Annotated in this window: 13 protein-coding genes; 8 read left to right on the top strand and 5 right to left on the bottom strand. The window is 61.4% G+C overall.

Going from position 1 to position 12,856, the window contains the following annotated elements; genetic code table 11:
• Positions 1 to 110: 110 nt before the first annotated feature.
• The 3 genes from HX855_RS19460 to HX855_RS19450 all read left to right on the top strand — a co-directional run bounded on the left by HX855_RS19460 (position 111) and on the right by HX855_RS19450 (position 2,128).
• Positions 111 to 875 (top strand): helix-turn-helix domain-containing protein, encoded by a 765-nt coding sequence (locus HX855_RS19460; RefSeq protein WP_177088361.1) that lies wholly within the window; start codon positions 111 to 113, stop codon positions 873 to 875.
• Between the two features lie 89 nt (positions 876 to 964).
• Positions 965 to 1,138: a DUF1427 family protein gene (locus HX855_RS19455; RefSeq protein ID WP_177088359.1), complete on the top strand. Its 174-nt coding sequence runs from the start codon at positions 965 to 967 to the stop codon at positions 1,136 to 1,138.
• Positions 1,139 to 1,168: 30 nt separating this feature from the next.
• The gene (locus tag HX855_RS19450) at positions 1,169 to 2,128 is read left to right on the top strand and encodes a zinc-binding alcohol dehydrogenase family protein (RefSeq protein WP_177088357.1); all 960 of its coding nucleotides are present in this window, start codon (positions 1,169 to 1,171) and stop codon (positions 2,126 to 2,128) included.
• A 126-nt stretch (positions 2,129 to 2,254) separates the two neighbouring features.
• Here the strand turns inward: HX855_RS19450 and HX855_RS19445 are convergent, their stop codons facing one another.
• The 3 genes from HX855_RS19445 to HX855_RS19435 form a co-directional block, all read right to left on the bottom strand.
• The gene (locus tag HX855_RS19445) at positions 2,255 to 3,292 is read right to left on the bottom strand and encodes a purine nucleoside permease (RefSeq protein WP_177088355.1); all 1,038 of its coding nucleotides are present in this window, start codon (positions 3,290 to 3,292) and stop codon (positions 2,255 to 2,257) included.
• 20 nt (positions 3,293 to 3,312) lie between these two features.
• Positions 3,313 to 4,269 carry a nucleoside-specific channel-forming protein Tsx gene (locus tag HX855_RS19440; protein WP_177088353.1) on the bottom strand — a complete coding sequence of 319 codons (957 nt, stop codon included), beginning with the start codon at positions 4,267 to 4,269 and terminating at the stop codon, positions 3,313 to 3,315.
• Positions 4,270 to 4,424: 155 nt separating this feature from the next.
• Positions 4,425 to 5,375, bottom strand: a complete 951-nt coding sequence (locus tag HX855_RS19435) for an AraC family transcriptional regulator (RefSeq protein ID WP_177088351.1) — start codon at positions 5,373 to 5,375, stop codon at positions 4,425 to 4,427.
• Between the two features lie 214 nt (positions 5,376 to 5,589).
• On the opposite strand from HX855_RS19435, the gene HX855_RS19430 reads away from it, so the two are divergent.
• Complete coding sequence (locus HX855_RS19430) at positions 5,590 to 6,900, top strand: sugar ABC transporter substrate-binding protein (protein WP_177088349.1); 1,311 nt, start codon at positions 5,590 to 5,592, stop codon at positions 6,898 to 6,900.
• Between the two features lie 22 nt (positions 6,901 to 6,922).
• Positions 6,923 to 7,696, top strand: coding sequence for an L-iditol 2-dehydrogenase (locus HX855_RS19425; RefSeq protein WP_177088347.1), 774 nt, complete (start codon positions 6,923 to 6,925; stop codon positions 7,694 to 7,696).
• Between the two features lie 178 nt (positions 7,697 to 7,874).
• On the opposite strand, the gene HX855_RS19420 is transcribed toward HX855_RS19425, so the two are convergent.
• Positions 7,875 to 8,582 (bottom strand): NUDIX hydrolase, encoded by a 708-nt coding sequence (locus HX855_RS19420; RefSeq protein WP_177088344.1) that lies wholly within the window; start codon positions 8,580 to 8,582, stop codon positions 7,875 to 7,877.
• Positions 8,583 to 8,729: 147 nt separating this feature from the next.
• Here HX855_RS19420 and HX855_RS19415 point away from each other — a divergent pair, with 147 nt between their 5' ends.
• Genes HX855_RS19415 through nadE form a run of 3 tightly spaced genes read left to right on the top strand, consistent with a single transcriptional unit; the run spans position 8,730 to position 11,433 of the window.
• Positions 8,730 to 9,377: a nicotinamidase gene (locus HX855_RS19415; protein WP_177088342.1), complete on the top strand. Its 648-nt coding sequence runs from the start codon at positions 8,730 to 8,732 to the stop codon at positions 9,375 to 9,377.
• 12 nt (positions 9,378 to 9,389) lie between these two features.
• Positions 9,390 to 10,616 carry a nicotinate phosphoribosyltransferase gene (gene pncB / locus HX855_RS19410; RefSeq protein WP_177088341.1) on the top strand — a complete coding sequence of 409 codons (1,227 nt, stop codon included), beginning with the start codon at positions 9,390 to 9,392 and terminating at the stop codon, positions 10,614 to 10,616.
• Between the two features lies 1 nt (position 10,617).
• The gene (nadE, locus tag HX855_RS19405) at positions 10,618 to 11,433 is read left to right on the top strand and encodes an ammonia-dependent NAD(+) synthetase (protein WP_177088339.1); all 816 of its coding nucleotides are present in this window, start codon (positions 10,618 to 10,620) and stop codon (positions 11,431 to 11,433) included.
• Here nadE and HX855_RS19400 read toward each other — a convergent pair.
• A complete protein-coding gene (locus tag HX855_RS19400; RefSeq protein WP_177088330.1) occupies positions 11,430 to 12,722 on the bottom strand; it encodes an MFS transporter in 1,293 nt (430 codons plus the stop codon). The genes nadE and HX855_RS19400 overlap by 4 nt on opposite strands.
• Positions 12,723 to 12,856: the final 134 nt, after the last annotated feature.

Below are 12,856 nucleotides of genomic sequence, written 5' to 3'. Positions count from 1 at the left end.
GTTAACCCTCCCGTTGTCTTTAAGTGACCTCCTTGCAGCGGTAAAAATTCATTCGGATTATCGGCCGCAGGTCTTACCATGGCGTTCCACTCTTGAATGATGTGCCGTCCATGGCCCTTGCTGCGCCGCCCGACCTCAGTGATCACGCTGTCCCCGTGCAACCCCTGGCACGCACGTACCCGCGCGGGTTGTACGTTGAGCCCCATCAGCACGACTGGGGGCAGTTGCTCTATGCCATGAGCGGCGTGATGTGGGTCGAGACGCCCCAGGAAGCGCTGGTGGTGCCGCCCCAGCGCGCGGTGTGGCTGCCACCGGGTGTCGAGCACGGGATTCGCGTGGTGTCGGACTTGCAGATGCGCAACATCTACCTGCGCCCAGCGCTGGCGGCAACCCTGGACAGCCAGGTGCAGGTGATCGAAGTTGGTGGCCTGCTGCGCGAGTTGATCGTGGCGCTGGTGGAGCAGGGCGACAGTGGTGATCAGGCCTACTACGAGGCCGTGGTCGGCCTGGCCCTGCTTGAACTGCAACGGGCCCGACGCTCGCCGATCCGCATCGCCTTGCCGGTGGGCGCCGACCGGCGCTTGATGAATGCCTGTCAGGCGGTCATGGCATCACCCTCCCTGGACATTCCCTTTGAACAGCACGCCGAAGCCTCCGGCGCCAGCGTGCGCACCCTGGCCCGGCTGTTTCAGAACAGCCTGGGCATGGGCTTTGCCGAGTGGCGCCGCCAGGTGCAGTTGGCCACCGCCGTGGCCGAGTTGATCCAGGGCCAGTCGGTCAGTGCTATTGCCCGTTCCCTGGGCTATTCCCCCAGCAGTTTCAGCGACATGTTTCGTCGCGAACTGGGCATGGCACCCTCGCACTACCTCCCCTGAGGCTTGGCCGAAATCCTGAAGCACTTGGCCGATGCTTCGGATTTTCGCCCCCTACACTGACCGCATCAACCCTTGCTGCGGAGCGCGCCATGAATTACCTGATTTCCTTGGCCATCGGCCTGCTGGTCGGCGTGATTTATGGCGCGCTGGACTTCCGTTCGCCCGCGCCGCCCGCCATCGCCCTGGTGGGACTGATGGGCATGCTGATGGGCGAAAAGCTCTGGCCCATGGGCCGGCAGTTGATCAGCGGTTGGTTGTCCTGAAACCCCTTTTAACCTCGATGGATATTGGCCATGAAAGCACTGCAATTTTCCGCCACCGGCGACCTCGCTGCCCTCGCTTACGTCGACGTCGCCACCCCCGTTCCGGCCGTGGGCGAAGTCCTGGTGCAGATCAAGGCCGCCGGGCTGAACCCCAGTGACGTGAAGAACGTACTCGGGCGGTTTCCCTACACCACGTTGCCACGTATTCCCGGCCGTGATTTTGCCGGGGTCGTGGTGGAAGGGCCGCAGGACCTGGTAGGAAAGGAAGTGTGGGGCACCGGCCGCGACCTGGGCTTTTTCGCCGACGGCTCCCACGCCCAGTACCTCACGGTGTCGGCCAAAGGCGTGGCGCACAAACCCAGCCATTTGAGCTTTGCCCAGGCGGCCAGCCTCGGCGTGCCGTACACCACGGCGTGGGATGCGCTTGAGCGCAGCGGTGTCGGCAAAGGCACGCGATTGTTGGTGATTGGCGCCAATGGGGCGGTAGGCAGTGCAGCCTTGGCCCTGGCGAAAATCCGTGGAGCCCTGGTGCTGGGAGCGGTGCGTCGGCCGGAACAAGTCGAGGCGTTGCGCGAGCAGGGGTTCGAGGGGCTGCTACTGGACAAGCCAGAAAGCCTGGGAGGGCAGGTCAATGCCTTGTTCGGCGGTGGCGCCGATGTGATCTTCGACACCACCGGCTTCTGGTTGCCGGCCGCCGTGGGGGCGTTGGCGCCTTTTGGCCGCATCGCGATCATTGCCGCGCCGGTGGACGGGCACGTGCAACTGCCGGCCCTGGCGTTGTACCGCAAGGGTGGTTCGGTGGTGGGGATCAACTCGTTGCTCTACAACTGCGAGCAGTGTGCGGTGATGCTGGAGCAGTTCGGGCGGTTCTTCGATGAAGGCGTGTTGCCGTTGCCCACCGGTTTGCGGGAAGTGGCGCTGGCCGAGGGTGTGAAGTGTTTTGAGGAAGTGAACCAGGGCAGTGCGGACAAGATTATTTTCCTGCCCTGATCAATACCCTGTAGCAGCGAGCTTGCTCGCGAGAAACCTGAGGACGACACGGGGTACCAGATGCCCCGCGTTATCGTTAACCACCCTCGCGAGCAAGCTTGCTCCTACAGACGTGCTGCGCAGTCTTTACGCTTGCGGAACACCTTTCTCCCACGCCGACCAGTTCTTCAGGATCGCCTGCACCAGCGGGTTACCGGTGCGGTACAGGTTCTCCAGGGCTGGTACAAAACCGCCCTGGTCCGCGTACTTCAACAGGTTGTCCACTTCGCTGTAACCCGGGTATGGCCGATCAAAGTCGGAACCGGCCCGCACCACCGCCAGACGCTTGATATCCACCAAGCCTTCACGGCTGGCCCGCAGCAACGCCTCATAGGTGGAGTTGTCTTCCTGTTGGGTGGTGCAGTACACGCCTTTATTGTCCGTCAGCAACTTGGTCCAGACTTCGGCGCGCTCACTCAGGCGCGTCCCGGAGAACCAGGTATTGCCCGCCAGGGTGTCGCACTGGGTCACTTGGGGCGGCTGGTTGGCGGGCGCGTACGGATAATGTTTGCGCCAGGCCGTGGACTCCTTGCTCTCACTCAGCGCGACGTTCTGCGACAGCGCAAACGCCTTGGCCTGCAGCTTGGGATTGAGCTCAAACACTTCGGTCTTGTAGTCCAGCGGCGGCTTCTCGTTTGGCCCCTTGGTGTTGATGCCGATGTAGCCGGTCGGCCAATCCTTCGGAGCGTCCCGTGAGTCCAGTTCCCACTGGGTGCCGAACTCCACCAGGTAGTGGGCCCACGCGGCGGTGCCGATGGTGCCGTGGTGCGGGTTGATCCCGGCAATCCCGGCGATCAGGAAGTAGCTCTGGCGCAGGTCGAACTTGGGCGACAAGGCCAGCGCCAGGGTCGAGGCGGCCGCGTTGGTCTGGCCCATGCCGGTCACCAGCAGGCACACGTCCTGGGTGTTGCAGCGGATCACCGGGTACTCGGCTGACAAGCCCGGCACGCGCACTTCCTGCTTGAGTTCCAGGCGGTCGATCCAGTTCTGCGCTTCGGGGGCGAACATGGTGATCAGCATCACCTTGGGCTTGATCGGGGCCGGTGCATCAGCCAGCACGAGCTGTGGCAACAGGGCACCGGCGGCCAGGCCGATGGCGATCGAAAGGCGGGTAAAGGTCTTCATCTACTGCTCCTTGTTCACACTCAGAATTGATAGCCCACACCGGCGTAGTAACCCCAGCCGTTGGAGCGGGCGCGGAAATCGCCGTCACCAAAGTTCAGCTCGCTGCCGTCTTCCCAGTTGCCGCCGTTGTGGAAGTAACGACCGACCAGGGTGAAACGCAGGTGAGTGAACGAATACAACAACACGTTTGTTGCAACCAGGGAGTTGGCGGTGCGTGCGGGGTTGTCTTTGTGCAGGTCCGAGCCGAAATCGTAGTTGGTGAAGCCGATATAGGTCAGTGACGCACCGTTGTCGAAGCTGCCGATGGGCACAATGTATTTCATCTGCGCACGGTAGCCGTCCCACGAGTACTCGTTGCTGGCGCCGTAGTTTTCCCACTGGTAGCGGCCATAGAAGTTGGCCGACAGGTTGACCCGCGAGTGGGTCTCGATGTCGGTGCCCAGGCCGCTGTACAAGGTGTTGGCGCGGTTGGCCTTGTTGCTGCCGTGGTCGTAGATCCAGTCAAACGCCACATACCATTCCTTGAACGGGCCGATGGCCAAGCTGCGACCGGCCAGGTAGTCGATGGAGATACGTGGCTCGTGTTCCATGAATACCGGGGAGCCGTGGTCCCAGGCGCCTTTGTCATTGCTGTTGCCGATGCCGAAGATCTTCGGGATATCGACGTAGCCATACAGTTCGAACGGGCCCTTGCGGCCGAAGTATTCGTACTCCAGGTAAACGTCATCGGCGGGTTTGGGGCCGAAACTGATGTCTTTGCTGCCGATCACTGTCAGGTCCTGGTTGAACCAGTCCGACAGGTACACGCCTTTTTTCGAGGGGCTGGCTTCCGGGGCCAGGGTTTCGCCCTGTGCTGAGTCATCGGCGGGTTTTTCCTGCGCCAAAATGGGTGCGCTGAGTACTCCCGTAACGGCAGCCAGTAGCAGGGAAACAGCAAAAGGGGTAGCCGACGCGGTGCGTCTGGAGATGGGTTGCATTGAAAGTCCCTGTTCGTACGCGGTTTGGGCCCGATTCTTCGGGTTGAGGTGAACTTGGCTGCCAAGTTCGTTCCGCAAACGTTTGCACAGGTTGTACCAATTTGTGTCAATTGCATGAAGGAATTGAGAAAAGTGGGATTTAGTCGGCCTTTTGGTCAGAAATTGGCCTTGGTAAAGGGCAATGCCTGAGCACCGTCGCGGTTAAATAAAAACGTCGCCGTTTCCCGCCGGTACTCGCTGGGGGTCTGGTTCATCTCGATGCGAAAGTGCCGGTTGAAGTTGGAGAGGTTGGCGTAGCCCACTTCAAAGCAGATATCGGCCACCGACCGCTCGGTCTGCAGCAACAGACGGCAGGCGCGCTGCACGCGGAACTTGCGCATCAGGTCGATAAAACCGTGGCCGGTGATACGTTTGAAGAACCGCGAGAAGCCCGGTTCGCTCATGTCCAGGCGCTTGGCAATGACGGACAGGCGCAGGTCGCCGGTCAATTCCGTCATCAAGTAATCGAAGGCTTTGTGAATGCGCTCCGAGCTGCGGGCATCCAGGCTTGGCGTGTAGCAGGCACTGGCCAGGCAGTGGGCTTGCTCGGCGGGCGCCTGCACCAAGGTGTGCAGCAACTGAATAAACAGAATCAGCCGCGCCAGCCCTTGGGCCGGGCCGATGGATTCCAGCAGTTGCGCGGCCTTCCGTGCGGTCTCGCCGGTGAATTCCAGGCCGCGGCGGGCCCGGTCAAACAGCGGTTGCAGGTCGCCCAGCTCCGGCAGGGTGGTGCGCAGGGCCAGCAGCGCGGCACCGTCGAACTGCAGCACCACATCGCGGCCGGTCAGGTATTCGCCGGGCGCGAGGTCGCCGATCCAGTCGTGGGGCAGGTCGGGGCCGATCAGCGCGACGTGGCCGGCACCAAACGCACCGATATAGTCACCGGCCACGAGTTTGCCGCTGCCCTGGCGGATCAGGTGGATCTCGAATTCAGGGTGGTGGTTCCAGCGGGCGAGTTCGAACGGATAGTCATGTTCGTACCAGCGAAAGCCATGCTCGGGCTCGGCCAGAATCACTTCCAGCTCGGCGGGGCGTTGCTCGAACAGGGCGCAGCGGCTTGCGGGCATGGGCGTGGCCCTTCTGGGCTTTTTGGAATAAAGCCAAAATACGCCCTTTGCCCAGGCCGCCGCTACCCCGGGTTTTGCCCGCCACTGATACTTTTTTGATCCGGGCCGCGCGGTTAAAAAAGTATCAGCCAGGCATCCGCCATTCGTTTGTCCGGCCCTGGGCAAGCTGCTGTAATCGGCCCGTCAACAACAAAAACAATAAGTGGAAACCGCCATGTTCAAGATTTCGAAAGCGCTGTTCCTGCTCTCCGGCCTCACGCTGGCAATTGCCGCCCACGCGGCCGAAACCGTGACCATCGCCACGGTCAACAACAGCGACATGATCCGCATGCAACGTCTGTCCAAGGTGTTCGAGCAGCAACACCCCGAGGTGAAACTCAATTGGGTGGTGCTCGAAGAAAACGTCCTGCGCCAACGCCTCACTACCGACATCGCCACCCAGGGCGGCCAGTTCGACGTGCTGACCATCGGCACCTATGAAACCCCGCTGTGGGGCGCCAAGCACTGGCTGGAGCCGATCACGCCACTGCCCGCCGATTACGACGTGGACGACATCTTCCCCGCCGTGCGCCAGGGCCTGTCGGTGAACAATACTCTCTACGCCTTGCCGTTCTATGGCGAAAGCACCGTCACCTATTACCGCACCGACCTGTTCAAACAGGCCGGCCTGACCATGCCCGAGCACCCGACCTGGACCCAACTGGGCGAGTTCGCCGCCAAGCTCAACCAACCCGCCAAGGACCAATACGGCATGTGCCTGCGGGGCAAGGCAGGCTGGGGCGAAAACACCGCATTGCTGAGCACCATGGCCAACGCCTTTGGCGCCCGCTGGTTTGACGAGCAGTGGAAGCCGGAATTGACCAGTGCGCAATGGACGGCGGCGGCGAACTTCTACGTCAATACCCTGAAAAACTACGGCCCGCCGGGCGTCTCCAGCAACGGCTTCAACGAAACCCTGGCGCTGTTCAACAGCGGCAAATGCGTGATCTGGGTGGATGCCAGCGTCGCCGGCTCGTTCACCACCGACAAAACCCAAAGCAAGGTCGCCGACAGCGTTGGCTTTGCCGCCGCCCCCACCGAGGTCACCGACAAGGGCTCGTCGTGGCTGTACGCCTGGTCCCTGGCGATCCCGGCCACCTCCAAACACAAGGACGCCGCCAAAGCCTTTATCACCTGGGCCACCTCCAAGGACTACATCCAATTGGTGGCGGACAAGGACGGCATCACCAACGTGCCGCCGGGCACGCGCCAGTCCACCTACAACGCGGCGTACCTGGCGGCGGCGCCGTTCGCCAAGGTGACCTTGCAGATGATGCAGCACGCCGACCCGGCGCACCCGTCGGCCCAGCCTGTGCCGTACGTGGGCATCCAATACGTGACGATCCCCGAGTTCCAGGCCATTGGCACCTCGGTGGGCAAGCTGTTTTCCGCAGCGCTCACCGGCGGCATGACCGTCGACCAGGCACTGGCCGAGGCGCAGACCACCACGATGCGCGAAATGAAACGCGCCGGCTACCCGAAATAATCACCTTAGGGACACTGCATTCATGAAACGACTGGAAGGTAAAAGCGCGCTGGTCACCGGCAGCGCCCGGGGCATTGGCCGGGCGTTTGCCCAGGCCTACATCAACGAAGGCGCGACCGTCGCCATCGCCGACATCAACCTGGAGCGGGCCCGCGTCACCGCCACAGAACTGGGCCCCCAGGCCTACGCGGTGGCGATGGACGTCACCGACCAGGCGTCCATCGACGCGGCGATTGCGGCGGTGGTGGCGCAGGCCGGCAAGCTCGACATCCTGATCAACAACGCCGCGTTGTTCGACCTCGCGCCGATCACCGACATCACCCGCGACAGCTTTGACCGGCTGTTCTCGATCAACGTCGCCGGTACGCTGTTCACCTTGCAGGCCGCCGCACGGCAGATGATCCAGCAGGGGCATGGCGGCAAGATCATCAACATGGCCAGCCAGGCCGGGCGCCGGGGTGAACCGCTGGTGGCGGTGTACTGCGCGACCAAGGCAGCGGTGATCAGCCTCACGCAATCGGCGGGGCTGAACTTGATCAAGCAGGGGATCAACGTAAATGCCATCGCGCCGGGTGTAGTGGATGGCGAGCATTGGGACGGGGTGGATGCGATGTTCGCCAAACACGAAGGGCTGCCCCTGGGGGAGAAGAAAAAGCGCGTGGGGGCCGAGGTGCCGTTTGGGCGGATGGGCACGGCGGAGGATTTGACCGGGATGGCGGTTTTCCTCGCTTCAAAAGAGGCCGACTACGTGGTTGCCCAGACCTACAACGTGGATGGCGGTAACTGGATGAATTGAGCCAGACGCATCTCCTTCAACCACCGCAGATCAAATGTGGGAGCGGGCTTGCTCGCGAAGGCGGTGTGTCAGCCAATACATGAGTGACTGATACACCGCATTCGCGAGCAAGCCCGCTCCCACACAAGCCCACTCCCACAGTTTTTGATCTTCGTTGTGAGGGAGAGGGTGCTCGGTCTTATTCCGCAAAGCTGCGATCAAAAAAGTACACCGCCCCAGGCTTCAGGTTCTGCACCGTCGCCTGCGGCCGCCCACCTTCACTCTGCTTCTTGCGCCCAGTCTCCCGCAAATAACCGGCCTCGGTCAGCTTCAGCAAACGCTGGCGAATACTGGTCTTCAGCACCGGCCGCGCCAACACCAGGGAAAAGATCGTAGTCGCCTCCGGTGCACTGAACTCACTGCCCAAAAACATCAACGGCAAGCTGCTGTACAGCGACTTGGAAAACAGCCGTTCCTGTACCGCCGCCACAATCCCGTTGTGGTCGAACGGCAATTTGACCCCGCCACTCGCCACGGCTTCCAGCGAGAACCATTGCTGATGCCCGGCCAGGGTCACCTCATCGGCCACGATCGCCAGATAAAACGTGGATGACGACCAGCAGCGCGGATCGCGAAATGCATCGCCCACCGTACCCACTTGCTCGCTCCAGGCCAGCGGCAACCCGACCTTGTCACTGGCCCGCAACCGCTCCACGGCATCCTCAAGGCGCAGATCTTGCACACCGCCATTCACCACCACACCGGGCAACGCCCAGTGCCCGGCGAACGGCTCGGCTTCGCGCTGATTGAGCAAGAGCTTCAGCTCCCCGCAGGCACGGCAATAGAACAGTACGCACAGGTCCACGGTGTGCAGGTAAGCGCTGGGGGTGGGGGCGTGGTCTGGCATGTGGGGTCCTGTGGGCAGTGGTGGGGCACAGTCTAACGGATCAAACGGCGATGTCGTGTACTTGATCCAGCATAGATAACTAAATGTTTCTTGCCATGAAAGTACATGACGTGTACTTTTGTGTTCAGGCCACCGGAGAACACCCACATGACCCTCTCTAAAAACGCGATTGCCTCATTCGACGTCGACGCCCAGAAGAGCTTCACGCCGCTGTGCCCCGACGAGCTGCCGGTAGCCGGCGGTGACGAGATTGGCGCCGAGCTCAATTACATGGCCAGCCTCGCCGGGCGCCGCGTGGGCAGCAAGGACGCCCACACCCCGCACGCACCCTGGGTGGTGCAACACCACAGCGATATGCTGCAACCCACCGGGCTGGTGCATGCCGACGTCACCTGGGTGGCTCACTGCGTGCCGGGCACCGAGGGTTTTACCCTGCTGGACGAACTGCCCACGCCCTATGACTACGACTACTTCATCTGGAAGGGCGTCGAGCCCGACCTGCACCCTTACGGCGCCTGCTACCACGACCTTCACGACAAACTCTCCACCGGCGTCATCGAATACCTCAATGCCCAGGGCATCCGGCGCGTGATCGTCGGCGGCCTGGCGCTGGACTACTGCGTCAAGACCACCGCCTTGCAACTGCTCAAGGCCGGCTTCGAGGTGATCCTGCACCTGCCGGCGTGCCGTGGCATCAGCGAGCAGGGCGGTGTGCAAGCGGTCAACCACTTGCAGCAAATCGGCGTTGTGATAACCCGCACTCGGGAAGAACTGGCCGCGATGGCCACGCGTTAAAAGGAGTCACTCATGGAAAGTGCATACGACTATGAAAACGGTGTAATCCAGGGCCTGCTGGACACCGACTACTACACCTTCACCATGATGCAGGCCGTGCTGCACCAGCACCCGAACGTGGACGTGGAATACCAGTTCATCGTGCGCGCCAAAGAGAAACTCGGGCACCTGATTCCCGAACTGCGGGTAGAGCTGGAAAAACTCGCCGGCCTCCACATGCGCGAAGGCGAACTGCGCTTTCTGTTCAACTCGCGGCGCGAATACCTGACCCCGGATTTCGAGCGTTTCCTGGGCCTGTTCCGCTTCAACCTGCGTTATATCCACGTCAGCGAAATCGACGGCCAACTGAACATCCGCGTGGTGGGCCCGATGCTGCACTGCATCATGTTCGAGCAGCCGATATTGGCCCTGGTCAGCGAGCTGCGCAACCGCGATAAATACCCTGACGTGACCCTCGAAGACGTCACCCGCAAGCTTTACCAGAAGTTCGACTGGCTGGAGAAAAACCTCACCCGCGACGAGCTGGCCGACCTGCGCGTTTCGGACTTTTCCACCCGGCGCCGGCTGTCGTTCAAGGCCCAGCGTGAAGTGGTGGACATCATGCGCCGCGACTTCCCCGGCCAGTTCATCGGCACCAGCAACGCGCACCTGGCCTACGAATTCGACCTGCCGCTGATCGGCACCATGGCCCACCAATGGCTGATGGTGCACCAGCAACTGGGTCGCCTGCGGGAGAGCCAGAACGCGGCGCTGGAAAACTGGGTGCGCGAATACCGTGGCCGGCTGGGCATCGCCCTGACCGACTGCATCAGCACCGACTTTTTCCTCAAGGATTTCGACCTGTACTTCGCCAAGCTGTACGACGGCCTGCGCCAGGATTCCGGCGACCCGATCGTGTGGGCCGACAAGGTGCTGGCCCGTTATAAGGCGCTGGGCATCGACCCGATGACCAAGGACCTGATGTTCTCCGACGGCCTGAACTTCGAAAAATGCCTGCCGATCCTGCGGCACGTGCGCGGCAAGGCCAAATTCGGCTTCGGCATGGGCACCAGCCTGGCCTGCGATGTGGACGGCGTGGAGCCGCTGAGCATCGTCATGAAGCTGGTGCGGGTGCATGGCGAGCCGGTGGTGAAGTTCTCCGATGACCCGATCAAGAACGTCTGCGAAGACGCCTCGTTTCTGCAGTACGCGGCGCAGGTGTTCAGCGTCGGCAACATCAATCCACAGGTGGGGGTGTGACATGGAGACTCAGGCACGTATTGCCCGGGAACTGAATATCAACCGGCTGCTCGGCAAGGGCGGCGAGGCCGATGAGCTGCAACGGCGTATCGACTTCATCAAGCTCACCTTGCGCCAGTCCGGCTGCCGCGCGCTGGTGCTGGGCATCAGCGGCGGCGTCGACTCATTGACCGCCGGGCGCTTGTGCCAATTGGCGGTGGAGCAACTGCGCAGCGAGGACTACGAGGCCCGTTTTATCGCCATGCGCTTGCCCTATAAAACCCAGGCGGACGAGCGTGATGCCCAGGCTTCCCTGGACGTTATCGCACCGGACCAGATCGAGACGCTGAACATTGCGGCGTGCGTCGACGGGCTGATGGGCAGCCTGTCTGCGGGGCAGGCCAGCGCCGAGCGCCTCGACTTTATCAAAGGCAACGTCAAGGCCCGGGCGCGGATGATGGCGCAGTATGCCGTGGCGAACCTGCACAACGCCCTGGTGGTGGGCACCGACCACGGCGCCGAGGCGTTGATGGGGTTTTTCACCAAGTTCGGTGACGGCGCCTGCGACCTGGCGCCGCTGTCAGGGCTGACCAAGACCCAGGTGCGCCTGCTGGCCAGCGCCCTTGGCGGGCCCCGGCACCTGGTGGTGAAAGCACCGACGGCGGATCTGGAAGAGCTGGCGCCGGGCAAGCCGGATGAGCTGGCGTATGGCTGCAGCTACGACGAGATCGACCACTACCTGATGGGCGGGGCGGTGAGTGAGCGGGTGAGGGCGATTGTCGAGAGCGCTTACCTCAAGACCGCGCACAAGCGGGCGCTGCCTCTCATTCCAGATTAATGCGCAACTGCCGAAGTGCGCAGGTTTGTCAGGCGCTTTTGTGAAATCATCGGCTTTCTGGTCATCATAAGGATGGCTGCCGCTCCGGTAATCAGCAAACCGCCTGCAATACCAAACGCGCCGTTGTAACTGCCTGTAGCGCTGATCAGGTAGCCCGTCACAACAGGCGCGAGCATGCCAAAGATGTTCCCCCCTACAACCACGAATGCCATGGCCCTTCCTACGTCGCCGGAGCTTGGGAGCAGATCATTGAGCAGCGTAAAGTTGAGCGAGGTTGTCGAGGCAATACCCGCCAGTGTGAGCGAGAAAATGACCACGAGTTGGGTGATGCCTTGCGCAAAGGGAATCAGCACGATGCCACTGGAGACAAGCATCGAGAGCGCTATGACGTTTCGGCGTTTACCCGACGCGGCGCCACCTCCCTTTTTCAGATAATGGTCACTCAGCTTGCCCAGAACGATGCACAGCACTCCCGCAACGGCGTAGGGGATGGCGGTAAACAGGCCGCTCTTGGCAATCGTCAGATGCCGGGCATCTTGCAGATAACTCGGCAGCCAGGTCAGGAACAGGTACTGGGTGTAAACATTGCACCCTTGGGCCAGTGCCAGGCCCCACAGGGTTGGGGTTTTGATCAGTTGCTTGAGGCCGTAGGTTTGAGCATCGCGGCTACCGTCGGTGGCACGACTGTCAACGATCAAACTGCGTTCCTGTTCGCTGAGCCAGGATACGTTTTCCGGCTTCCCATAAAAGAAGTACCACGCGAGTAGCCACAGGAAGCCGATCGCGCCGGCAATGCCGAATGACACGCGCCAACCGAACGCCGCGACCAGCGCTGCCAGCATCAGGGAGCAGATGGCCGGGCCCGCATAGGAGCCGCTGTTGAAAATGGCAGTGATCGTTCCGCGTTCTGTACTCGGTATCCACTCGCGAATGACTTTGGCTCCGACCGGATTGCTGACGGATTCGCCTGCGCCCATCACCAGCCTGGCGGTCAGAAGGCTTGCGAAGCTTGAGGCGGCGCCTGTGAGGGCCGTGGCCAGCGACCAAATAAAAATGCCGATACCGCCCACACGCTTGACGCCGTATTTGTCGATCAGCAGGCCGACCGGTATCAGGAACAGCGCATAGCTCCAGATGAAGGACGAAAACAAGTAACCCATCCCCACTGACGTAAGGTGAAATTCCTCTGCGATAGGCTTGGCGGCAATGGATAAAGCGATGCGATCCATGTAATTGATCATCGCCAATGAAAACAGAAAGACGGCTATCCAGCCTCTACGGTACGACATGTATTCACCATTATTGTGATTGTGGTGGGCGCGTAGTCGTCGTGCAGGCTAACGAACGTGTTCAGGCGGACACATCAATTGGCGACGCTATGCTTTAAGTAAAAATGCACTTTATAAAGATATAAGTCAATTGT

The sequence above is a fragment of the Pseudomonas sp. IPO3778 genome (assembly GCF_013386825.1).
GTDB lineage: Bacteria > Pseudomonadota > Gammaproteobacteria > Pseudomonadales > Pseudomonadaceae > Aquipseudomonas.
This window is presented reverse-complemented; position numbering and strand designations above follow the sequence as displayed.